Genomic DNA, 23,159 nt, shown 5'->3' on the forward strand with positions numbered 1-23,159 from the left:
AATGCAAGGGTCATGCCATTAGAGAGCCGCACCATCAGATCTTGGATCGGTAGCAGCTTCGCAAAGCCCGTTAGGATGCAGGACAACGGCTCCGGCATGGCCGCAAAGATCGGAAAACGGCGCGATCATCTCAATGTCGTGTCCCGCCGTTTTGAGCTTTTCGACAAGTGCCGTATCAAAGCGGCTTTCCAGTTTCAAATTGGTGCTGCTGGCGCCCCATGTGCGGCCGAGCAGCCAGCGCGGTGCGGTGATTGCTTCCTGAAGCGGCATGCCAAAACGGGCATGGCGGGTAAAAATTGCAGCTTGCGTCTGCGGTTGGCCCTCACCGCCCATGGTGCCATAGGCCATCACGCGGCCGTCGGCGAGCTTCGCGAGGGCCGGATTGAGCGTATGGAACGGCCGTTTGCCGGGCTCCAGCTGGTTAGGACCTTCGGCAAGCGAAAAACCGGCGCCACGGTTCTGGAAAAACACACCGGTCTCGGGGCAGGTAAGTCCGGAGCCGAACTCCCAATAGACACTCTGGATAAAACTGACGACATTGCCGTATCGGTCGGCAGCCCCCATCCAGATCGTATCGCCCTCTGCTGGTTTGTACGGCCATTGCAGTGCCCGGTTCATGTCGATCCTGGCGGCGAGATTATCGAGCGCTTTAGCCTCAAGCCATGTCTGGGCGTCGGCAGTCATTGTGGCCGGATCACCAAGGTCACGATTGCGTTTGATGAAGGCCTGTTTTGTTGCCTCGATCAGCCCGTGAATGTGGTCGTAACCTTCGCCAGTTTCGACCTGCAGCCGATCAAAGAGACCGAGGATCATCAGCGAGGCGACACCCTGGGTAGGCGCGACCATGTTGTGGAGCGTGCCCTCACGCGTCGTGACGCTGAGCGGTGTAACTTCACGCGGTGCATAGTGCCTGAAATCCTCAACCCGCAACGGACTGCCGTTGCGCTCAAGAAAGGCTGCATGGCTTTGAGCGAGATCGCCGTCATAATAGGAGCGCAGGCCGTTGCGCCCGAGCTCTTCCAGCGTATCGGCCAGTCGTGACTGTCGCAGACGCGCGCCAGCTGGAGGTATTTTTCCATCGATCAGATAGGTTTCGGCAAAACCCGCAACACCGGCAAGTTCGTGTAATTTGTCTGATGTGCAGATTGACTGGTTGGCGGTGACGGCAATTCCGTCGCGTGCTTTCGCGACGGCAGCTGAAACAAGTTCGGAGACAGAAAAGCGCTTTGCGTCATCAACCATCGAAAGCGCCATGTCCCATCCGCCGATGGTGCCGGGGACGGTCAGTGCGGCTTCGCCGTTGCGCGTAGGAATGGCGGCGACATGACCACGGTCACGGTACCAGTCAACTGTCGCAAGACCGGCTGCCTGTCCACAGGCGGAAATGCCAGTAAGTGGTTTGCCCGGTCTGTGGATTAGCCAGAAGCCATCCCCGCCGATACCGTTCATGTGCGGATAGACAACGGCGATCATCGCGGCTGCGGCAACCATGGCTTCCATGGCGGTTCCACCTTCATCGAGAATACGGCGTCCGGCATAGGCAGCTTCGCGGTGCGGTGCGGTGAAAGTGCCGTTAAAGGCGAGCGCGGTTTGCAGCATGCTGATGTCCTGACGCGTCAGAAGGATTGAAACGAGGCGGCGGCTTTGATGAGCAGCAGGTCGCTGCCCGGTCTACCGACCAGGGAAAGTCCAACGGGTGCGCCATCCACCGTTCCGAAGGGAATGCTGAGTTGCGGTAGACCCGCATGACCGGCGACCGACATCAGGCTCAGCGCTCGATTGCGATAGGGCTCAAGTTCTGACTGCGGTGTTGTCAGCAAAGGTGCAGGGCCGGGCGCCGTGGGATAGAGCAGGATTGTCCCTTCCGGCAGAAGTGCATCCAGCCGGGCACGAAGTCGCTCGCGGTAGGCGCTGGCCTCCTCGAATTCGGCTTCGGTGATTTTACTCGCCATGGCGAAACGTTCTTTGATGCCGGGGCCAAAGGCAGGTTGGCGCCGGGTAATCCAGTCCCCGAAATGCTGCCAGATCTCGTATCCCTGATGGAGACGAAATGCGCTTAAGGAAGCTTCCGCTCCACCGTCAGGCAGGATCGTATCAAGCTTGTAGTCGAAGTCGGGGAGGGCAGAGCGGATATGTTGACGGGTTTCATCCATCGGTAAAGCCCAAAGGTCTTCGGGTGCCCAATAACGAATGTCTGTAGCGTCGGGTGATGTCCCGCAAAAGACCGAGATGATCCGTTCCATCAGATTGCGATCCCGCGTGAAGAAACCCGATACGTCATAACTCGCGGCCAGCGGCACCATGCCCTCGGATGAAATCAGCCCATGGGTAGAGCGCCAGCCATAAAGGCCGCAAAAGGAGGCGGGAAGCCGAACGGATCCACCGGTGTCTGTTCCTAATCCAATGTCGGCAAGGTCAGCGGCCACCGCAGACGCTGAACCGGAGGAGGAGCCGCCTGGTACGCGCGATGGTGCTGCCGTATTCAACGGCACGCCGTAACGTGCGTTCAAACCCATCAGGCTGTAGGCAAGTTCGTCCATATGCGTTTTGCCGATGATGGAGGCGCCGTTTTTCAGTAGCGTGTCGACAACGCCCGCATTCACCGCTGCTGGTTTCTGATCCTCCGCAAATTCCGGGTTTCCAGCCCCTGTGATCAGGCCCCTAATGTCGAAATTGTCCTTCGCAGCGACGCTCAAGCCGGAGAGCGGCTGGTCGTTGATTGCCGGGCTCGCTTGAAGCGGGTGATCAAACCATTGGATAAAGGCGTCGCAGAAATCGGGCATGGGGCAGTCCTAAATTACAGATCGAGGGTTAGTTGGGCGGTTTTGGCGCGGGACACACAAGGCATGATCCACTGGCCGGATGCGATCTCCTCCGGGGTGAGAAATGTGTCGCGATGTTCGGCCTCGCCTTCAAGCAGGGCCGTCATGCAGCTTCCGCAAAAGCCCTGTTCGCAGGAGTGTTCGATGTCGTGGCCATTGGCCATCAACACGTCGAGTATGCTGCGATTGGTCGGCACATCGATTGTGGTTCCGCTACGCGCAAGAACCACACGAAAACTATCCGCATTCTCTGGAGCCGCCGCTCCGGAAAACCGTTCCTCATGGATTTCCGTCTCGGCCCAGAGGCGTGATGCCTGCGTGCGTACGTGATCCATGAAAGGGCCGGGGCCGCACATATAAAGATGGCTACCGCTGCCTCTTTGCGCGAAAATTCCATCCAGAACCGGTGCTAGTGCCGCGGTCTCCAGACCAAAATGAAAATGGACATGGTCTGCGAAGGCGCCGGATGAAAGCACTTCGAAAAAGGCGGCCTGTTCTTTCGAACGCGCGAAGTAATGCAGTTCAAATGGTTTGCTGGCGGAGAGGAAATGCATGGCCATGCTGTAAAGCGGTGTAATGCCGATACCGCCTGCCAACAGAATATGCCGCTCGGCTTTGCTTGATACGGAGAGAAGGCTTCGCGAAGCACCCATCTTCAACTTGGCGCCGATGTGCGCGGCCTCATGAAACCATTGTGAACCACCCCGTGACTGAGGTTCACGCTTGATGGCAATCCGGTAGAAGTTGGTTTCCGCCGGATCATTGCAAAGCGAATATTGCCGCACCAGACCGTCGGGCAGGTGGATATCGATATGTGCCCCTGCCGGAGAAGCTGCGAAAGGCTCACCATCGGTACTTTCCAGTCTGTAGGAGCGAATGCCGTCTGCCTCATCATCGATGGCGGTAATGACGATGTCACGCATCGAAACCTGCATCGGCCTTACTCCATCGCCTTGTTGAGCAGCGCGGATACGTCGCGGCAGTAACCAGCATATTCAGGGGAAAGGCGGTATTCGGCATCGCGTGGATAAGCCCGCTCGATGGGGATTTCGCCAATGATACGGCCGGGGCGGGCTGCCATGACCACGATGCGGCTTGAGAGAAACACGCTTTCATAAACACTGTGGGTGACGAACATCACTGTGGACGAGGTAGATGCCCAGATGCGCAACAGGTCGTTGGACAGGCGGTTGCGGGTAATTTCATCCAGCGCTGCAAAGGGCTCATCCATCAGCAGCAGTTTTGGTTTTGTGACCAATGCGCGGGCGATGGAAACACGCATTTTCATGCCGCCGGACAGCTCGCGCGGATAGGCATTCGCGAAGTTTTGCAGGCCAACCATTTCAATGACGGACAGCACGTCATCACGGGCGGCGTTTTTCGATTTTCCCGCCAGTTTCAGCGGCAGAAAAATATTGTCGAAAACCGTTGCCCAAGGCATGAGGTGCGGCTCCTGAAAAACGAAACCGATTTCCCCGCGTGCGTCGGTTACGTCGTCTCCCGGTCGGTCGACACGCCCTGCGGTGTGCTGGCCAAGGTCGGCAACAATGCGCAGTGCGGTAGACTTGCCACAGCCGCTTGGGCCGAGAAGGCTGACGAATTCGCCGGGCTGAACTTTCAAGTTAAGGTCGCGAAGAGCAACCGTGCCATTGCCATAAATCTTGTCGACGCCGCTGAGGCGCACGATTGGTTTTACCTGTGTCGAGGCAATGTCGAGCATAGCGGTGTTTCCTGCGTTCATCATCAACCCTCCTGCACCAGTTCGCTCTCATGCCACCGGCTGAGCAAAGCATGTTGCACCTTGGCCATGATGAACCAGATAGTCAGACCAAAGGCGGAGAGCATGAAAAGTGCCGCGAACATGCGGGCGACATCCAGCATCGCGCCGCTTTCAACGATGGTCCAGGCAAGGCCTGTGGCATTACCAGCGCCAGCAACAAATTCGGCAACCACGGCACCAATGACTGAAAGACCGGAGGATATCCGCGCCCCTGCCAGTATGAAGGGAAGTGCGGATGGCAGTTGCAGGTAGCGAAAACGCTGCCAGCGGGTTGCCTTGTAGAGGCTGAAGACGTTGCGCAGGCCGTGATCGGCAGATTTCATGCCGACTGCGGTGTTGGACAGCATGGGAAAGAAAGCCACGATCCAGGCAAGGATCATCAGTCCAAGCCATACCCGGTTCAGGCCAACCCAGATTACCACGAGCGGAGCAATCGCCACCATGGGGGTCACCTGCAGGGCAACGGCATAGGGCCACAGGATACGTTCCACCTGCTTGTTCTGGGTCAGAAGCACGCCCAGGGTTACGCCGGATACGAGTGCGGCGACAAAGGCGCAGACGGTGATCGATGCAGTGAACCCAAGAGCGCTCAACAGCGAGGGGAACTCATCGACCATCTTGACGATAATTGCCGACGGTGGTGGCAGGATAAAACGCGACACCTGAAAATGGGTTACCAGTGCTTCCCATGCAATGAGGAAAATAACACCGCCGAGAGCTGGAGCAGCAGTCTCGGCCGCCGCCCTGCGCCATTTGACCGGGGTTGGATTGGAAGAGCTCACAGCAAGATCGGTCAAGACGGCACTCCCGAAAGTTTGGCGATGGGCAGACGCAGGGTTGAGCTATGCGACGGGCCATGTGACACGCAAATCGTCGTAACCACCGCCTTTGTTTTTGGGGTGGATACCGGGTCTTCACCGGTGCCGGGATTGACCGGATGGGCGGGGTAATCGGAGGCTGCAATGGATAGTCGCAACTGTTCACCCGCCAGAATGGTCGAACACGTTGTTGTCAGAGGCAGGGTGTAGGTTCCCTCGCCAGCGTCTCTATAATGTGCATAACCGCTCGAAATCTGCAGGACCCTACCGTCCTTTGTGACTGCGGAGAGAACGCAGGACAGATCGAAACTCGGGCAATCTGAGGTCGCGGATATCTCGATCACCGGTTCTCCGGCCAAGGTCAGGCTGGATTGCAACGGCGCGGTCGTGAATGTCAGAACATCACCGCGCTCGTCAGTGATGCGGCGGTCGACAGGGCCGGCCGGTACGCCGTAACAGCCACCGCTTACAGGAGCTGGGCGCCAAGGATCGTGTACGATGTAATCGCTGGCATCCAATAGACCTTGCTGTTCGCTCAACGTGCCGTCATCGGCGCGGATCGCCGCACGTCCGGTGCTGCCAAGGTAGAAGGTCTGCTCATCCTCAGGCCAGCTTTCCAGGTCGCGCCAGGATTTTGTGCCCATGTCGAAGAATGAGATTGGCTTGCTGGTGATTTCGGTAGTTGGCTTATGTTTGAGAGCCTGATCGAAGAATCGGATATGCTCCATGTCGGTGTCTCGCTCCGCCGCAGGCCCGAAGTCGACAGTGCCGACCTTGCTGACCCAAGGGAAATGGACCCAGGGGCCGATGATCAACCGTGATATGCCGTCATCGCCGTGCGAAAGCTCTTTCCACGCTTTGATCGTGCTGGCCAGATGTGTGTCAAACCAACCGCCAATGACCAGCACGGGGAGTTTGCGGGCCTTGATTTTTTCGGCATGGGTTGAAGGGGAAATTTTGGCCCAAAAATCGGAGTCCGCAGGTGTTTCAAGCCAGTCCATGACATGAGAGTAATCGCGGTATTTTGCCAGAATTTCGGGCTTTGCGGCAATTGGACCGTTAACCGGTAGGTTGGCGGATACAGCCATCAGTGCCGCGTAGGCTTCGTCGTCACCGGCACGGCGTGCCGCTTCGGCGGTGATCTGAATGCCCCAGCCGACCATCTGTTTCATCCGCAGCGCGCCGTTTTCATAGGCCCAGGTGGAACCTGCATCCCATGGACCCATGGCCGGTGCGATGGCCTTTAGCGACGGGCTGTTGCCAGCGGCGGCAAGGAGCTGGTTGTAGGACTGATAGGAAAAACCATACATCCCGACATCGCCGGTCGATCCTTCCAGTGCTGCAGCCCATTCAACCGCTTGCGCACCATCCTCGATATCGTTTTCGCCGGGACGGAACACACCTTCCGACGTGCCGCGACCACGGATGTCCTGGACCACAACGATATAACCATGCGACGCATACCAGGCCGGATGCGCGTAACAGATGGTGCATGCGATGCGACGGCCATAGGCTTGCCGCTGAAGAAGCACCGGGTAAGGGCCGGGGCCAACCGGACGGTAGATATCTGCATCAAGCCTTATGCCGTCACTCAAATGCATCGACTGCGTTTCCGGAGGCAAAACGGCAAGCCTGCCAGTGAGGTCTTTGGTGTTTGAAATGTCGTTCATGCCTGACGCCGATCCCATTTGTCTGTTGGAAGTTCGATGGCGAATTTTTCATCGGCCTTGTCGTCGATTTCGAAGCGGCCTGGATTGAGCAGATTGTAAGGATCGACCTGACGTTTGAAGGCGATCTCGCGTTCGGTGATTTCCTTTTTGCCGACGGCGCGCACATTGGAGGTATGTGAGTTGGAGACCACGGCTCCGGCCTCCTGCATCAGCCGCACCATGGTGGCCATCTGTTCCGGGCTTTCGTAAACGAAATAGGGCGAGCCGGAGCCAACCACCTGACCACCAACGCGCAGGATTTCCATGCGCATCGGGCCATAATGGCTGACCTTGTCGTGCACCCGCTGCACAAGTCCCACCAGATCGGCATCGCGGAAGAAGCCTTCGACGACGGAACGGCCGGGCTCGGTCTTTTGAATCTGGAACAGCGCGTGGCCGAACACGAATTCCCAGATCGGCCCGCCATAGGGACCTTTGCCTTCTGGCGCGGACGAAACGATGGTGCCACCGAAGGAGGCGACACAGGCCTCGAAATCCTCCCAATTGTCTTTTGCGATCATGGTCGAGCAGATCGAATGACCTTCGGGCACGATATCGGCAAATTGCCGGATCAGCTTTGGTGTTGGCCATTCCTGAACCGAAACGACCTTGCGGTTGATGCCCGCTTCATTGGCAAGCGTCACGCCAAAACGCACCGCCTGCATGTATTCCGGGAAAGCAACAATTGCTTCGATCCAAGGCCATGCCGGAGCAAGTGGCATCTCGACTTCGGTGATGATGCCGGTTGCGCCATAGGTATGGTGAATGAGCTGCGCGTCTGGCCCACGCAGTTCGATCAAGCGTGGTTCTTCCTCCATTGTCAGCACCTGCGCGCCGGCAATATTGCCGCGATCACGCAGGATGCCGTAGACGACCGAACCCGGCCCGCCGGTACCGCCAGCGATGTGGCCGGCGATGGTAGCAATGCGAGCTGTTGTCGGGTGGACGCGCAACTCCCAGCCGATCTCGCGGGCTGCCTTGTCAATGTCGATGACCAGTGTGCCTGCCTTAGCGCGGGCCATGCCGGGAGCTAGCTCGACCATGCCGGCATAGACGCTCATGTCGAGCAGGATGCCGCCCCGCAGCGGCACGCTCTGGCCGTAATTGGCAGACCCGCCACCTCGTTCGGTGATGGGGATGCGATAACGGACCGCTGCCGAGACGACCCGCTTCAACTCCTCAATGGTTTTCGGCGTGACGACTACATCGGCCTGCTTGCCTTCCAGCATGGTGCGCAGCAGCGGGCTGACGGCGTAGCGGTCACGGCTTTTGACGCGAATGCGGCGCGGGTCCATCGTCAATTCGACACCCTCAATGGCGGCGGCGAACTCGGTCAGCGGGTATGAGGTCATTGGCTCATTTCCCCTTCGTGTACATTGTCTCGGATGTGATGCGATCGAGTGGGTAGTGGGCAATTTCGCCGATCAGCTTGATCAGTCGGTCAGACGCCCGCTCGACGGTGATGCGGCCGCGCTCCGCGTCGGCTGCGGCGGCATTGCCGCAAGCGCCGGATGGGTGAATATCCTGCGACTGCCAGCCGAAACCGACTGCACCGCCTTCGGTCATCAGCATGTCGTATTCTTTTTCGAGCTGCTTGGAGAGCGGTACGAAATCCTCGGCATACTGCATGTCGACGAGTTCCGGGTGCAGGTAACGCAGGACGCTGGTTTCGACTTCGCCGGCATGAATGCCGTGTTTGCGTTCTTCGCCATCGAAAAGGTCGCTCAGGTCGGTGAAGCGCGACCACTGCGATGAAACGGCGAACATGCCGAGATTGACCCGCAATTGGCGGCAGACGATTTCCATGACCTGCGGCTGGCCACCATGCGAATTGACGAACAGCACTTTGCGCACACCAGCGCGGTAGGCGCTTTCGCAGACTTCGTACCAGAGACGGCCGAGCGTTTCGGCAGACAGTGTCAATGTTCCGGGGAAGGCAGAATGTTCGTTGGATTTGCCAACACTCATGGTTGGCAGGATAAGGGCTGGAAAATCGGGTGCCATCTTGGCGACCGCATGTTCCATGATGCCATTGTTTATGGCGGCGTCCACTCGGACAGGTAGATGCGGTCCGTGTTGTTCGACGGCGCCAACCGGTAGAACGGCCACGATCTTGCTCATGTCCAGCGTTGCAAAGTCACGCGCCGTCAGATCCCACCACCAATGCGATTTCAGTTTCATACTCATATTCCCGGTTATTATGCGAAGTGTTGTGAGAGGGGCGGCAAGCGCCCGCCCTCGACGTCGTTGTTAGTTCATCGGCTTTTCGAGAAACTGTGTCGTAAAGGCACTCGCGTAGTCGAAGTCCGCAGCAAACAGGCCGTTAGCGACCAGCATCTCATAGTGAGACTTCCATCGCTCGGCTGAGATCCAGCCAATACCGTGTTTGGCGGTGTCGTCGTTCTCGACCAGGTTATTGGCCGTCATCATCTCGTGGCTGTAATCCATCAGCTCTTTGGTGATCTGGGGATTGAGCTTGTTGATGGCAGCAAAAGCGACCGACGGGTCTTTCAGAAAATCGACCCAGCCCTTGCGAGAGCCGTCAACCAGGCACTGCACGACCTCAGGCTTCTCATCGATCATCTTCTGCGAGACCACGACGATCACGGTGTAGGGGTTGTAACCCATGTCCGACAGCAGGAAGTAGGATGGCAGCTTGCCGGTCTCAGCCTTGATGCGGAACGGTTCCTGCGTCACGACACCCTGCTGGATGGAGGTTTTGTCCGACATCCAGGTTGCTATCTGGCCAGTGTAAGTGCGCAGCTGATCGTCGGTGTAGCCATATTTGGATTTCAGGAATGGCCAGAAAGTCGTGCGGTTGCTCTGCGAAATCAAGACAGGTTTGTCCTTGATGTCTTCAGGCTTCTTGATGCCGGATTCATCATGATACAACATCACCGTCAGGAACTTCTGCATTGAGGCCATCACGGCCTTGGCCGGGAAGCCGACAGAATTCATGCGCAAAACGCCATCATTCTGCGGCAGCAGCGCCACATCGACCGCGCCTGTTGTCAGAAGCTGGGTTGGATCGATACCAGGTGCCCCTTCGCGCAATGTCATGTCGATGCCGCAGGCGGCATAATAGCCTTTCTCAAGAGCTTCATAGAAACCTGCAAATTCCGGCTGGGCTTTCCAGCTTAGCTGAAAGGTGACTGGTTCGTTGGCGGCTGCCGGAGCGGCGAGGCCTGCAAACACGGCCAGGGCCGCGATGGAGGATTTCAGGTAATTGCCTATCTTCATTTCCATTGTTCCCTCATTGTTGTTTTGGGGTATGCGATCAGGCGGTTTTGGCTTCCAGCCAGCCATCGGTTTTCAAAAATTTATCGATGACGGCATCCTTGGTTTCATCAATCTCGAAACGGCCCGGATTGAGCAGGCCTTCGGGATCCATGCGTTTCTTGAAGGCGATGTCGGCCGGGCCGATTTCCTTTTTCCCGACGCCACGCACGTTTGAGGCATGGGGATTGGCGACGCGAATTCCCTCTTCGCGCATCATCCGCACGACATCGTCGACCTCTTCTTCCTTTTCGAACGTGATGAAGGTTGAGCCGGAGCAAACGAGATCGCCTTCCCAGCGGCGAACCTCCAGCCGCAGGGGGCCGGTGTGACGGATGCGCTCATAAACCCGCAAAACCTGACCCTCGAGGTCGCTTGAGCGGAAAAATCCCTCAACCTCTGTGACCGTCGGCACGGTTTTCTGGACTTGAAGCGTTGTGTGACCAAAGGCAAATTCATGCATTGGCCTGCCATAGGGGCCTTGGGCTTCAGGTGCCTCGGTCAGTATCGTGCCACCAGCCTCGCTGACCATCTCGTGGTAAAGCTCCATCGAGGAGGCATCGATCATTGCCATGACCACGGACTGTCCTTGCGGCACAAAGGGTGCGAAAGGGGTAAGCCACTGACCGATTGGCCACTCGTAAGCCGAGGCCAGTTTTTTGACGAGCCCGGTCTCGTAACCGATTGCCAGTGCGTGACGTATGGCTGTCGGGTAGTCGTTGAAACCGACCAGGATCTCAACCCATTTGCGGGCCGGTGCCAGCGCAAATTCGACTTCGGTAATGATGCCGTTGGTGCCGTAGCCATGCTGCAGAAGACGGGTCTCCTTGCCGCGTAGTTCCACCAGTTGCGGCTCCGCTTCTACGGAACAGGCTTCCAGTGCGATGATGTTGCCCCGGTCACGCAGAACGCCCCAGGTGATAGAACCCACACCGCCCGTGCCGCCTGCGATGAAACCGCCAATCGTTGCCTGTCGTCTGGTGGTCGGGAAGAAACGCAGTTCCTGTCCCGTTTCCTGAACTGCGGCCTCGATATCCTCGATCTTTGTTCCCGCACGTGCCCGCACCGCACCATCGCGAATGGATACGATGCCGCTCAGCCCGGAAAGGTCCAGCATGGCACCGCCACGAAGGGGAACACTCTGACCATAATTTGCAGTTCCCGCACCACGTGGTGTCAGTGATATGCGGTGTTTGTGGGCGGCTTTGGCAACAGTCAGAACCTCATCCTTGGTGCGGGGCGACACCACCAGTTCCGCCTGCAATCCCGCCAGTGTCTTTTGCAAGAGCGGGCTAAGCGAATAGTGATCGCGGCTTTTTGTCCGGATGGTGCGTGGATCTGTTGTTGCGGGAATATCGCCAAGATCTGAAATGAAGGCATGAATATCAGACATTCCGGCCTCCTGCGGCTTAACGGTCGGCGTTGATGAGTGAGACGTGAGCGGCGGCAATTTTCCAGCCGTCGACGGTACGTATCCAGGTCTGGCTCTGGCGCCCTCGGGTTCCGGTTGCTGGCCTGATAAATTCGAGATTACAGGTCGCGACATCGGTTCCGTGGGTCGTGATGACGCGGCGAAGGACGTCCCGTTGCGGCGAGCCGCCAGTACGCCCGACACGGTAGGCGCGGATTTCTTCTATGCCGTAGAGATTTTCGGCAATGCCGTAGCGTAGCGTTTCGCTGGCAGACCAGAAAAGCGCGTCAAGCGTGTCCAGATCATTCGCCATCAATGCCACCTCATAGGCGTCACACAAAATGGTGACTTCGGCGATGACGTCGGGCAAATTGACCGGCAATACGGCTGCGCTTGACGGAGTGGTGTTCGTCGTCATGCCAGCTGCTCCCGAATTTCGTTGGAACCGCAGACAAAACCGAAGCACTGGCGCACATTGTAGAGGGTAGCATCCATGCAGAAGGTCGGTGATGTCGTGGCCGAACAATCTTCCAGCATGATGCAGTCGAAACCCCGGAAGTTTCCGTCCTGTAGTGTGCACAGAACACATTGGTCCGCATTCACGCCAGCAAACAGCAAGGTTGTAACGCCGAGATTGCGCAGGATGCTTTCCAGAACCGTGTCATGAAAACCGGACATGCTGTATTTGTCGACACAGATATCATCCGGCTCGATAGCCAGTTCATCAACGACCTGTGCAGCCCAGCTTCCGACCTGAAGAACCTCCGCGTTGCGTGATGGCAACTTGTCGCCGATGCCGATGCTGACGCCGTCCGAATTGTAGACATGCAGCACGCCGGGCGAAAGGTTGGCGCGGTCCGCCCTGTTGCCCCAGTTCACCCAGATCACGGGGACGTCGGATTTGCGCAGCACTGGTAAAAGCGCTTTTAACGGCTCAATCGGCGCGCGTGCAGGGGTAACGTCTACGCCAATATGGGCAAGCCAGCCGTCGGGATGGCAGAAGTCGTTCTGCATATCGATGACGATGACCGCGGTGCGGGCCGCGTCGAATGTGATGGTGCGGTTACGGTCCTGTACCGAGACTGGACGTGCGCTGACCGGTACACGGATCATGTTGACCGTGTCAGCTGAAACCCGCCATTCGTTGCGGGCTGATGGGCCGAGGGGATTGAGGTGCGCCTGGGTTGCCATAGTGTCCATTGATCAAAGCCCCTGCAGAACGCGAAGGTCTTCTTCGTCGAGGCTGATGCGCTGGCCGCTGCGGATAAGTTCGGAAAAATCCTGGTTCGGCGTCATCACGGTCAGTGTGTAAAGCTTTGATGTGCCTGTGTTTTTGACAATGTGGACGCTGCCGGGGTTGAGCAACAATGCATCACCTTTTTTGATCGGCATTTCGTCGCCGTCGCTTGCGGCGGTGCCTTCACCGTGCAGCACGTAGAAAAATTCATGCGCATCTGAGTGGCTGTTGGGAGGCGTTGCGCCACCGACATTGAAGATTTCGACGACGAAGATGTTGTCGGTTGGTGCGGATTTCGGGTCGAACAGGATGGCGAAGTAGTTGGTATCCGTCGGCGAGATCTGGAACGCCTCGGCACTTGTCGCATTTTCAAAAGAAAAGGTTTTCATATTCGCTTCCTATGGTATTTGCCTAGTTTGTAGGCGTGGCGTTTTTTCAGGCGCATAGACATTGTTAGCAAGGATAAAATGAATTAAAAGCGCTTAATTGTGTTGTTTGCGTTGCCTTTTGGGCAACATGGATTTGACGTTATGCTGCACGCCAGATTGCTCAGCTATTTCGATGAAGTGGCCCGTTCACGCTCGATCCGTAAGGCCGCCGAAAAGCTCAATGTCGCGCCGTCCGCAGTTAGCCGGCAGATTCTTGCGTTCGAAGAGGAGCTCGGAACGCCGATTTTTCAGCGCACGACCCGCAAGCTGTTGCTGACGGCGGCGGGTGAAATTCTCATTAGACATATCCGTGCGACGTTGAAGGACATGGAGCGCGTCCAGTCGCAGATCGAGGAGCTGAAAGGCTTAAGACGGGGTGAAATTACGGTCGCGGTTATGAGCGGCCTTGCCGCCAACCTGGTGCCGCGTGCTGTTGCGCATTTCCAGAAGCGTAATCCGCGCGTCAAACTCCAGCTTCGGCTGCTGCCGACTGGTGATGACATCATGGACAGCGTGGAAAATGGTGAGGCACATATCGGTATCGGATTCGACTTTCCATCCAGACCCAACATCCGCGTTCTTGATGTAGCAATCGGCCGTCTGGGCGCTGTCATGGCGCCGGATCATCCGCTGGCGTCGCGGTCCAGCATTCGGATCAGTGATTGCATCGGTTACCGTCTGATCGTTGCGGATATGACCATGGCTATCCGGCCGCATCTCGACAGGCTGTTTAGCAAAATGAAGCTGGAGCCGCAGTTTGCGGTCGAAACCAACTCGATTGAGGTCATGCGGCACACGGCCCTGTCGGACGAGGGTATTACTTTCCTAACGCCATTCGATATCGAATATGAGCTAAGGCAGGGGAGGCTAGTCTATATTCCGATCCATGAATTGGCGCATCACACGCAGCAACTGATGCTGATTGGAAGTGAAAGAACACCAAGTGCTCTTGCCAGCCTGTTTGTCGAGAACCTGCGGCAGGTGATCCAGCAGGTTTCAAGTGTGCCGGACCTAACGTCGACTTAGTGATTTATTGCCCATATCAAAAATGACACTCCGCCCGCGAGAGCGGAACGCCATTTGTTTAATCGTCGCGAAAACAGCCTTAGGCTCGGGCCGCGCCCGGTCTTGAACGCATCACGCAATGGTTGGCAACGGGCAGGTTTTGCCGGACGGACTTGATGTATGGTAGGTCAATCCGCGCCGTAATGGCGGTTACCAAATCCGGGCTCTGCGCAATCATGTGACCCCAAGGATTGACCACCATCGAGTGGCCGTAACATGCCTTCCTGCCGCCAGCATGAGTGCCGGTTTGCCCGACAGCCACAAAATATGTCTGCGTTTCAATGGCGCGCGCCCGTGCCAGGATTTCCCAGTGGTCCTTGCCGGTCGAGAGTGTAAATGCGGCAGGCAGGACAATGATTTCGGAGCCAAGGTCACGCAACCGCTGAAACAGCTCGGGAAAACGGATATCGTAGCAAATACCGCAGCCAACGGTGATATCTCCGACCTTGTAGGTGACGACATCCTCACCGCGACGGATGGAGTCAGACTCGCGGTAGACAATGCCTTCAGGCGTTTCGACATCAAAAAGATGGATCTTGCGGTATCGTGCTATCTGTTGTCCGTCCGGTCCGAACACCAGTGACGTATTGTAGAAGTCCTCTCCTTCCTTTTCGACGATCGATCCCGCATGCAAGGTTACGCCATGTCGCGCTGCGGTTTCTGAGAGAAAGGACCAAGTCTCGCCACCGGGAAATATTTCAGCACTGGCGTGCATGGCGTTTCTGTCATCATCCAAAAATGCAAAATATTCCGGCAAGACGACGAGTTGAGGTTTTTCATCGCGGATGGCGGTCTCAATAAGCTTCGCCGCGGTTTGCAGGTTCGCCGCCTTGTCGTTTTGCGAATTCATCTGGATCAGTGAGATTTTCATGTCGCTATTTCCTTTGTCAGTGCGCTGGCGAGAGAAGTTGCGCGGTGGTGTTCCAGGCGTCACGAAAACCAAGTGCGATGGCACCATGCTCCATGGTCAACACAAGTGTGTGGGCATTATTTTCTAGGGCGAATTGCTTTTCGGAGACACTCCAGGCTGGTAGCAGCCAGTGTTTGCCAGCGGCCTTAGCTGCATCGGCAATCGCTTTCAGATCGGCAAAATCGGCCTCGCTGCGTTTGTAGGATCCGCGGCCGCGCCGCAGGGAGAGATCGCTCGGACCAATAAAAACGCCGTCCACTGTGTCGAGTGACAGGATGTGTTCGATATCTCTCAATGCGCTGGCGTGTTCGATCATTGGGTAACACCTGGTCTTGCGATCCTGATCGATGAACCATTGGTCATCGGGACTGCCATAGGCCACGGTTCGACCTCCGGCAAAGCTGCGCTCGCCATGCGGCGGGAACTTTGCAAAGGCACATGTTTTCTCTGCATGGGCAGCATCAAGAATGTGGGGAATGACCACGGCATCTGCGCCGAAATCCAGCGCCTGCTGGATGGGACCACGCTCAGGCGCCAATACCTTGGCCAGGACCTCCAGCCCCAAACCCTTGAGAACCGGAATGAACCGTTCAAGTGTGTCGAGGTCAAAACTGCCGTGCTCGATATCGAGCACGACGGCGGTGTAGCCGATGGAGGCAGCAATTTCTGCAGCTGCGATGTTCGGCCCGGAGAGCCAGACGGCTGATTTATGTCCGGAATTTTTTGTCATGCGACGGTATCCCTGATCTGGAAATGGATTGGCTGGCGCATTTATCCCAGCACCTGTCTGACGGCGTCGGCGGTGACCGAAACAATCTCTTCGGCTTCTTCACGTGTCAGGCACAGCGGTGGCGCAAAGCCGATGATGTCGCCCTGCGGCATGGCGCGCGCAATGATGCCTCGCTCCAGCATGGCCGCCACGATGGAGGCGCCCACTTTCTTTGATGGATCAAAGAAACGGCGATCATCGCGATCTTCCACCAGTTCCACGGCGGCCATCAGGCCGTCACCACGCACATCACCGACATTGGCGTGGCCGCCAACGGCCTGTGCCAGTGCATCGCGGAACCATGCGCCGGTAACGCGTGCGTTCTCTAGCAGACCCAATTCGTCGATCAGCTCTAGATTGGCGACACCGGCTGCGGCGCAGATAGGGTGGGCAGAGTAGGTCCAGCCATGGCCGATCGGCCCGAGCTGATCAGAACCCTGAACCAGAACATTCCACATTTTTTCGCTGACGATGCTGCCGGAAAGCGGTGCATAGGCAGAGGTCAGTCCCTTTGCGATGGTGATCAGGTCCGGTTCCATGCCGTAATGATCTGAGCCGAACATGCTGCCCAATCGCCCAAAGCCGGTGATGACTTCATCGGCAACCAACAAGATATCGTATTTGCGCAAAACGGCCTGAATGGCCTGCCAGTAACCCTGTGGCGGTGGCACGATGCCGCCGGTGCCGAGAATTGGCTCTCCCACGAATGCGGCAATCGTATCCGGGCCTTCGGCCAGAATAAGCTCTTCCAGCTTGTTTGCGCAGTGTGCCGAAAACTGGGCCTCATCCATGCTGCGGTCTTCGCGGCGGAAGAAATAGGGTGCTTCGGTATGCAGGATCGGCACACGCGGCAGGTCGAAAGCCTTCTGGAACGCTTCAAGGCCAGTCAGGCTGCCGGTCATGATGCCAGAACCGTGGTAACCGCGCCAACGCGAAATGATCTTCTTCTTTTCCGGACGACCGAGTACGTTGTTGTAATACCAGATCAACTTGATGTTGGTCTCGTTGGCATCGGACCCGGAAAGGCCGAAATAGACGCGGCTCATATTGCGCGGTGCCCGTTCAATGATCATCCTCGCCAGTGTTACTGACGCTTCGGTGCCATGACCGACATAGGCGTGATAGTAAGCCAGTGACCGCGCCTGTTCGGCAATGGCGTCGGCGATTTTCTGGCGGCCGTAACCGACATTCACGCAGTAGAGACCGCCGAAGGCGTCAAGGCTGCGGCGACCATTGGTGTCGGTAATGTAGACGCCTTCGCCGCTGGCGATGGTGCGAATGGGGCTTTCACCGCGTGCATGGGCGCCCATGGCCGTCGAGGGGTGGAAAAAGTGATTGCGGTCCCAAGCGTTAAGATCGTTGCGATGGTCGTTCATGCGTAGTTCCTTTCCATCCCGCGGTCAGCGGGGGTGTCGATGCACAGATATTTGAGTTCAGTGAATGCCTCGATGCCGTGGCGTGAGCCCTCACGCCCCACCCCGGACTGTTTCCAGCCGCCGAATGGCACCGGGCCGCCGGTGATTTTGATGCGGTTGATGGCAACCATGCCAAATTGCAGTGCGCGTCCCATGCGCCACTGGCGCGCGCCGTTTTCCGTCAGCACATAGGCGACAAGGCCGTAATCGGTATTATTGGCGCGTCTGATGACCTCTTCTTCGCTGTCGAATGCGTTGACTGCGGCCACAGGGCCGAATGTCTCCTGGTGCATGATAAGTGCGTCATCCGGCACGTCGGCAAGCAAAGTAGGGGTGTAAAACAGTGATCCGGCCGGGTGACGTTTTCCGCCGGTCAGGCAGCGTGCACCATAGGCCATTGCATCCTTCACCTGGTTTTCGACGCCGTCTATTGCCCGCTGATGCATCAGCGGACCGATCTCAGTTGCCAGATCCAGTCCGTTGCCAACACGAAGGGCTGCAATACGTTGAGTAAATTGCGTCAGAAACTGTTCGTAGATCGAGCGATGCACGAAGATGCGGTTTGCCGCGAGGCAATCCTGGCCGGAGGTCGCAAATTTTGCGTCCATGGCGATGTCGACTGCACGCGATACGTCTGCATCTTCAAAAACAATCAGAGGTGCATGGCCACCCAGTTCCATGACCAACCGTTTCATCGAGGGTACACACCGTGCGGCAATCAGTTTTCCGACGGTGGTTGATCCCGTAAAACTCAGTGCGCCGACACGATTGTCATCGCACAGTGCTCCGACGATTTCTTTGGAATCGCCGGTCAGTACATTCAAGACACCCGAGGGAATGCCGGCACGCTCGGCGAGTTCCACCAAGGCCAACGCAGAAAGCGGTGTTTCTCCAGAGGGATGGGCGACGACCGTGCAGCCCGCTGCCAGTGCGGCAGCTGCCTTACGTGTCAGCATCGCGGAAGGAAAGTTCCACGGCGTCACCAATGCGGCAACGCCAATCGCTTCCCTGCGGATAATCATCTCCGCGCCAGGAAGATGCGACGTTACGCTCTCCGTGTTGAGGCGTTTGCCCTCTTCTGCATACCATTCCGGGAACGAGGCGGCGTAATCCTGTTCTCCTAGTGCTTCATTGAACGGCTTGCCCTGTTCAAGCACCATGATCCGCGCCAGATCCTCGCGGTGTTCGCGAATAAGCTCCGCCCAGCGACGCAATAGGGTGCCACGCTGTTCCGGCAACAATGCCTGCCAGACGGGAAATGCAGCCGCGGCTGCCGCGACGGTCTCGCGAACGTCGTCCACACCGACGGCAGTGACCCGTGCCACCGGCAGACCGGTTGCCGGGTCATTGACTGCAAAATCGGCAGGTCCAGCGATCCAGCGCCCGCCGGAGTAGGAAAGCTCGCGCAGCAGGCCCGGATCATTCAGGCTGTCGAGTGCGGCATGCCGCCTTTCGTGGCGGCTCATCCGGGCCTCGCTCATGTGTTCTGTCCTTGGCTGTTATTAATACAGCGAGTATTGCAGAACACGGCGACATGATCGGGCCAAAGAGAACTGCTGCGCAGCCCGTGCGGTCTGATCCTGGACTGAATTTAGTCCATCCGGTCTTTCACAGCCCGGGTCACGATATAGGTAAAGTAGCGCTGGATACCGATTTCCATGGCCAGCATTCGGTCGACGAGGCGTTGATAACTGTCGATATCAGTGGTTTCCACGGTCAGGAAATAATCGACGCCACCGCCGACTGACCAGCAGGACACAATTTCTGCTATGTCACTGACGGCGCTCTCGAAGCGTTTGAAATCCGCATGGCGATGGCTGGCCAGTGTTACTTCCATCAGTACCCGAACGGGCAGTGGTTGTTCCGCCCTGGATATGCGGGCGTGATAACCGGTGATCACGCCTTGTGCCTCAAGCCGTTTCAATCGCGCCCAGGCAGGGGTGGCCGACAGGCCAACGGCCTCCGCCAGCGCCTGTTTGGTCATGCGCCCATTGCGCTTCATGGCCTCGATAATGCGCAGGTCTATTGCATCCAGTTTCAGTTTTTCCTCCATGGGGCCGCCGCGACAGTTGCGGAATGGCGTAATTTGGGTGGTTCGAACATGTTTTCATAATGCACATCGAAACATGCTTGACTATGATTTTTACATATGAAATGTTTTTTACATCAACATAAAACAAGAGGGCGAACTTATGTCACTGTCGAAACCGGCCTTGCGTGCACTATTTGCATCTGTGGCCCTAGCTATCCCCGCACTTGCTGTAGCCAACACGCTGAACGTTCAGATTACCGCTGATATTAGAAGCTCCCAACCGGGTATAAACCGCGATGCTGGTACGGATTCCGTCATGCTCAACGTGGTTGAAGGACTGGTTGCGGCAGGTGATAAGGGCGAAATTCACCCGATGCTGGCCAAGGAATGGACCGTATCCGACGATGGCAAAACCTATACATTTACGCTGCGTGACGGCGTGAAATTTCACAATGGTGAGACGATGACCGCTGCCGATGTGCAGTGGAGCCTTGAAAAGCTCATTCGTGATCCGGAATTCAGTTGCAAGACATTCTTTGACGGCAGCCGTGACGCCAAGGTGGAAACAATCGAGGCGAAGGACAACACGGTTGTCGTAACGCTTGATCGTCCCGACGCGATGTTCCTGAACTATATGGCGCAGGCGCAGTGTGGTTCTACAGGTATCGTGCACCGTGCGTCATTCGGAGATGACGGTAAATGGAAGGCGCCAATCGCCACCGGCCCATTTGAATTCGGCGAATGGAAGCGCGGGCAGGGGCTGACACTGAAGAAGTTCGCTGACTACTCCATTTCAGGAGAGCAGCCCGATGGTTACGGCGGACGCAAGGAAGTCCTTGTGGATGAGGTGAAGTATGTTGTGGTGCCAGACACCGCAACGGCGGTGGCCGGTCTCAAAAGTGGCGCTCTTGATGTGCTGCCCTACCTGCCGCCGGGCGAGGCCGCAAAGTTGAAAGATGAAAAGGACTTCAACATTGTTGCGGCTCCTCACGGTGGCCTCGTGACCATGCTGTTCCAGACGGCTGATCCATTGATGTCGAAGGTTGAAATGCGTCAGGCTGTCATTGCTGCGCTGGATACACCGCAGATCGTTGATTCCGTAACCTACGGGCTGGGCGTTCCCAACAATTCGCTCGTTGCATCCGGCTCGCTTTATCATACGGCGGCACAGGATAAGGGGTACACCTATGACCCAACTGCGGTGAAAGCCTTGCTCGACAAGGCAGGCTACAAGGGCGAGAAGATCAATATTCTCACCAACCGTCGCTCGGCCATCAACTACGATACCGCAATCATCGCGCAGGCCATGTTGCAGTCTGCCGGTATCAATGCGGAAATCGAAGTTCTTGAATGGGCAAGCCAACTCGACCGCTTCAACAGCGGCAAATACCAGATCATGGCATTCAATTATTCCAACCGCACCGATCCGGCGCTCGCCTATCAGACGGTTGTCGGTTCGAAAGCCAAAAAGGCCAATGCTGTTTGGGATGATGCTGATGTCAGCACACTCGTCAATCAGGCGCTGCAGGAAACCGATCAGGCAAAACGTCAGGCAATCTTTGATGACCTGCATGCCCGTTTTCTGGAGCAGGCACCGCTGGTGATGCTGGCCAACGGCCTCGATGTCGGCGTGTCCGGCCCGAAGGTAAAGGGATATCGCACCTGGCAGGGCTTCGCTCGCTTCTGGGGTGTCGAGAAAACCCAGTGAGAATGACTGGCGGATACTGACCATGCTGAAATTTGCCCTGAGCCGATTATTGTCGGCTGTCCCCACCCTGTTCATCGTTTCGGTGGCGGTGTTTGGCCTCATCCGCCTGATACCCGGCGACCCGGCCAGCCTGATGCTCGGCGATCTCGCCGATGCAGATGCGCTGGCCGCCGCCCGCAAGACGATGGGACTGGATAAACCCGTGCCGCTGCAATTTGTCATCTGGCTCGGCAATGTCGTGCAAGGTGACCTCGGCCACTCTGTGCTGAATGGCCAACCGGTGCTTGATCTTGTGTTGCAGCGTTTTTCGACCAGTGCGTGGATGGTGCTGATTGCAGTTGGTCTTTCCGTACTCATTGCCGTGCCACTCGGCATGGCAGCGGCATGGAAACAGAATGGCGGACTTGATCTTGCTATTGTTGCCATGTCCACTTTGCTGCTTTCAGTCCCGACCTTCTGGTTGGGATTGATGATCCTGCTCGGCTTCGGCCTCAAACTCGGCTGGTTACCGGTGCTGGGTTATGTCTCGGTTACTGACGACCCGATTGCCGGATTGATCTACCTGATCATGCCAGTGGCAACGCTGGTGCTCCATGAAGTAGGCATTATCGTTCGTATGGCCCGTGCCTCGACGCTTGATGTCTTGCGGCTGGATTACATTACCCATGCCCGCGCCAAGGGTTTGGGTGAGGCGGCTGTGCTTCTGCGCCACGCGGCACGCAATGCTTTTGGCCCGACCTGGACGCTGATCGGTCTTATTCTCGGCAACCTTCTTGGCGGTGTTGCGGTGGTGGAAACCGTGTTCACCATTCCGGGCCTCGGCCGACTGATCGTCGATTCCATTTACGCCCGTGATTACGCTGTGGTGCAGGGATGCCTGCTGTTTGTGGCTGTCACCTACCTGCTCGTCAATTTGCTGGTTGACCTGCTCTATCCCCTGTTCGATCCGAGAGTGACTGCAGAATGAAACGCCATCAACGAAACCGTATCCTTGGCGGCGCTCTTCTCGCCTGTTTTTTCGGGGCGGCGCTTGCCGGACGCATCTGGACACCTTTCGATCCGATGCGCATCGATCTGCGCTCCAAGTTGCAGGCGCCGGATGCTACCCACTGGCTTGGCACCGATGAATTCGGTCGTGACGTCCTGTCCCGACTGATGACGGCGGCAGGTACCAGTGTGTCAATCAGCCTTGTGACGGTGTGCATTGCAGTTCTGGCCGGCGTGTCGTTTGGTGTTCTGGCGGGGTATGCCCGTGGCTGGACAGATCGCGTCATCATGGCATTCAACGATGCGCTGCTGGCGTTTCCCAGCATGTTGCTGGCGCTGGCGCTGCTATCAATTACCGGCGCCAATATGTACGGCATCATCCTGGCGCTCGGCATTGCCTATACGCCGTCCATGGTTCGCGTTGTGCGCGGTTCGGTGCTGTCCCTGCGTGAGCGGGAATTTATCGAAGCGTCCCGCATCATGGGCAATTCGGCCGCCTATACCATGTTCCGCCACATCGTGCCGAACTGCCTTGGTCCGGTGATCGTGCTGGCAACCTCCATGTTCGGATCGGTCCTGCTGACTGAGAGTGCACTCAGCTTCCTTGGTCTTGGTGTACCGCCGCCAGCGCCGACCTGGGGCAATATGCTGGCCAGTGGCCGTCCCCATATCGCAGAAGCCGTATGGCTCGGCATCTTCCCTGGTCTCTGCATTTCGCTGTCGCTGCTTGGCATAAATCTGTTCGGTGATGCGATCCGCGACCGTTTCGACCCCCGCATGCGAGGATTGTAA

Annotated in this window: 22 protein-coding genes; 4 read left to right on the plus strand and 18 right to left on the minus strand. The window is 57.2% G+C overall.

Features of this window, described 5'->3' with window-relative positions:
* Positions 1-18: 18 nt before the first annotated feature.
* From ACZ5FM_RS17970 to ACZ5FM_RS18030, 13 genes are all read right to left on the minus strand, one after another.
* On the minus strand, positions 19-1,599 hold the full coding sequence (locus tag ACZ5FM_RS17970; RefSeq protein WP_464040814.1) for a gamma-glutamyltransferase family protein: 1,581 nt from the start codon (positions 1,597-1,599) through the stop codon (positions 19-21).
* A gap of 17 nt (positions 1,600-1,616) precedes the next feature.
* Entirely contained in the window at positions 1,617-2,783 is a 1,167-nt protein-coding gene (locus tag ACZ5FM_RS17975) for an amidase (RefSeq protein WP_464040815.1), read from the minus strand.
* Between the two features lie 14 nt (positions 2,784-2,797).
* Positions 2,798-3,757, minus strand: a complete 960-nt coding sequence (locus ACZ5FM_RS17980) for a PDR/VanB family oxidoreductase (RefSeq protein WP_464040816.1) — start codon at positions 3,755-3,757, stop codon at positions 2,798-2,800.
* Positions 3,758-3,762: 5 nt separating this feature from the next.
* Positions 3,763-4,563, minus strand: coding sequence for an ABC transporter ATP-binding protein (locus ACZ5FM_RS17985; RefSeq protein ID WP_259147410.1), 801 nt, complete (start codon positions 4,561-4,563; stop codon positions 3,763-3,765).
* A gap of 2 nt (positions 4,564-4,565) precedes the next feature.
* Positions 4,566-5,399, minus strand: a complete 834-nt coding sequence (locus tag ACZ5FM_RS17990) for an ABC transporter permease (protein ID WP_259147245.1) — start codon at positions 5,397-5,399, stop codon at positions 4,566-4,568.
* Positions 5,396-7,090: a CocE/NonD family hydrolase gene (locus ACZ5FM_RS17995; protein ID WP_259147248.1), complete on the minus strand. Its 1,695-nt coding sequence runs from the start codon at positions 7,088-7,090 to the stop codon at positions 5,396-5,398. Before ACZ5FM_RS17995 ends, ACZ5FM_RS17990 begins: the two co-directional genes overlap by 4 nt.
* A complete protein-coding gene (locus tag ACZ5FM_RS18000) occupies positions 7,087-8,481 on the minus strand; it encodes an FAD-binding oxidoreductase (protein ID WP_275642118.1) in 1,395 nt (464 codons plus the stop codon). The genes ACZ5FM_RS17995 and ACZ5FM_RS18000 overlap by 4 nt, the downstream gene beginning before the upstream one ends.
* A gap of 4 nt (positions 8,482-8,485) precedes the next feature.
* Entirely contained in the window at positions 8,486-9,310 is an 825-nt protein-coding gene (locus ACZ5FM_RS18005) for a creatininase family protein (RefSeq protein WP_259147254.1), read from the minus strand.
* Positions 9,311-9,379: 69 nt separating this feature from the next.
* The gene (locus ACZ5FM_RS18010; protein WP_275642117.1) at positions 9,380-10,375 is read right to left on the minus strand and encodes an ABC transporter substrate-binding protein; all 996 of its coding nucleotides are present in this window, start codon (positions 10,373-10,375) and stop codon (positions 9,380-9,382) included.
* Between the two features lie 31 nt (positions 10,376-10,406).
* Complete coding sequence (locus ACZ5FM_RS18015) at positions 10,407-11,798, minus strand: FAD-binding oxidoreductase (RefSeq protein WP_275642116.1); 1,392 nt, start codon at positions 11,796-11,798, stop codon at positions 10,407-10,409.
* Positions 11,799-11,814: 16 nt separating this feature from the next.
* Positions 11,815-12,234 carry an oxalurate catabolism protein HpxZ gene (gene hpxZ, locus ACZ5FM_RS18020; RefSeq protein WP_210323932.1) on the minus strand — a complete coding sequence of 140 codons (420 nt, stop codon included), beginning with the start codon at positions 12,232-12,234 and terminating at the stop codon, positions 11,815-11,817.
* Positions 12,231-13,016 (minus strand): cysteine hydrolase family protein, encoded by a 786-nt coding sequence (locus ACZ5FM_RS18025; protein ID WP_464040817.1) that lies wholly within the window; start codon positions 13,014-13,016, stop codon positions 12,231-12,233. Before ACZ5FM_RS18025 ends, hpxZ begins: the two co-directional genes overlap by 4 nt.
* Before the next feature lie 3 nt (positions 13,017-13,019).
* Positions 13,020-13,442, minus strand: coding sequence for a cupin domain-containing protein (locus tag ACZ5FM_RS18030; RefSeq protein WP_192488974.1), 423 nt, complete (start codon positions 13,440-13,442; stop codon positions 13,020-13,022).
* A 141-nt stretch (positions 13,443-13,583) separates the two neighbouring features.
* On the opposite strand from ACZ5FM_RS18030, the gene ACZ5FM_RS18035 reads away from it, so the two are divergent.
* Positions 13,584-14,507 carry a LysR family transcriptional regulator gene (locus ACZ5FM_RS18035; protein ID WP_464040818.1) on the plus strand — a complete coding sequence of 308 codons (924 nt, stop codon included), beginning with the start codon at positions 13,584-13,586 and terminating at the stop codon, positions 14,505-14,507.
* 79 nt (positions 14,508-14,586) lie between these two features.
* Here ACZ5FM_RS18035 and ACZ5FM_RS18040 read toward each other — a convergent pair whose 3' ends face one another.
* The 5 genes from ACZ5FM_RS18040 to ACZ5FM_RS18060 form a co-directional block, all read right to left on the minus strand.
* Positions 14,587-15,417 carry a carbon-nitrogen hydrolase family protein gene (locus ACZ5FM_RS18040; RefSeq protein WP_259147266.1) on the minus strand — a complete coding sequence of 277 codons (831 nt, stop codon included), beginning with the start codon at positions 15,415-15,417 and terminating at the stop codon, positions 14,587-14,589.
* A 16-nt stretch (positions 15,418-15,433) separates the two neighbouring features.
* A complete protein-coding gene (locus ACZ5FM_RS18045; protein ID WP_192488971.1) occupies positions 15,434-16,186 on the minus strand; it encodes an aldolase/citrate lyase family protein in 753 nt (250 codons plus the stop codon).
* A 41-nt stretch (positions 16,187-16,227) separates the two neighbouring features.
* Entirely contained in the window at positions 16,228-17,601 is a 1,374-nt protein-coding gene (locus ACZ5FM_RS18050) for an aminotransferase (RefSeq protein WP_464040819.1), read from the minus strand.
* Entirely contained in the window at positions 17,598-19,106 is a 1,509-nt protein-coding gene (locus ACZ5FM_RS18055) for an NAD-dependent succinate-semialdehyde dehydrogenase (RefSeq protein WP_464041048.1), read from the minus strand. The genes ACZ5FM_RS18050 and ACZ5FM_RS18055 overlap by 4 nt, the downstream gene beginning before the upstream one ends.
* A gap of 125 nt (positions 19,107-19,231) precedes the next feature.
* The gene (locus ACZ5FM_RS18060) at positions 19,232-19,693 is read right to left on the minus strand and encodes an Lrp/AsnC family transcriptional regulator (protein WP_250985054.1); all 462 of its coding nucleotides are present in this window, start codon (positions 19,691-19,693) and stop codon (positions 19,232-19,234) included.
* A 139-nt stretch (positions 19,694-19,832) separates the two neighbouring features.
* On the opposite strand from ACZ5FM_RS18060, the gene ACZ5FM_RS18065 reads away from it, so the two are divergent.
* From ACZ5FM_RS18065 to ACZ5FM_RS18075, 3 genes are read left to right on the plus strand one after another with little or no spacing between them, the layout of a single operon-like run.
* Entirely contained in the window at positions 19,833-21,380 is a 1,548-nt protein-coding gene (locus ACZ5FM_RS18065) for an ABC transporter substrate-binding protein (protein ID WP_464040821.1), read from the plus strand.
* 22 nt (positions 21,381-21,402) lie between these two features.
* Positions 21,403-22,347, plus strand: a complete 945-nt coding sequence (locus ACZ5FM_RS18070; protein ID WP_192488967.1) for an ABC transporter permease — start codon at positions 21,403-21,405, stop codon at positions 22,345-22,347.
* Positions 22,344-23,159 (plus strand): ABC transporter permease, encoded by an 816-nt coding sequence (locus ACZ5FM_RS18075; protein ID WP_060725923.1) that lies wholly within the window; start codon positions 22,344-22,346, stop codon positions 23,157-23,159. The genes ACZ5FM_RS18070 and ACZ5FM_RS18075 overlap by 4 nt, the downstream gene beginning before the upstream one ends.

It is taken from the genome of Agrobacterium sp. 5Ca50 (assembly GCF_055381905.1).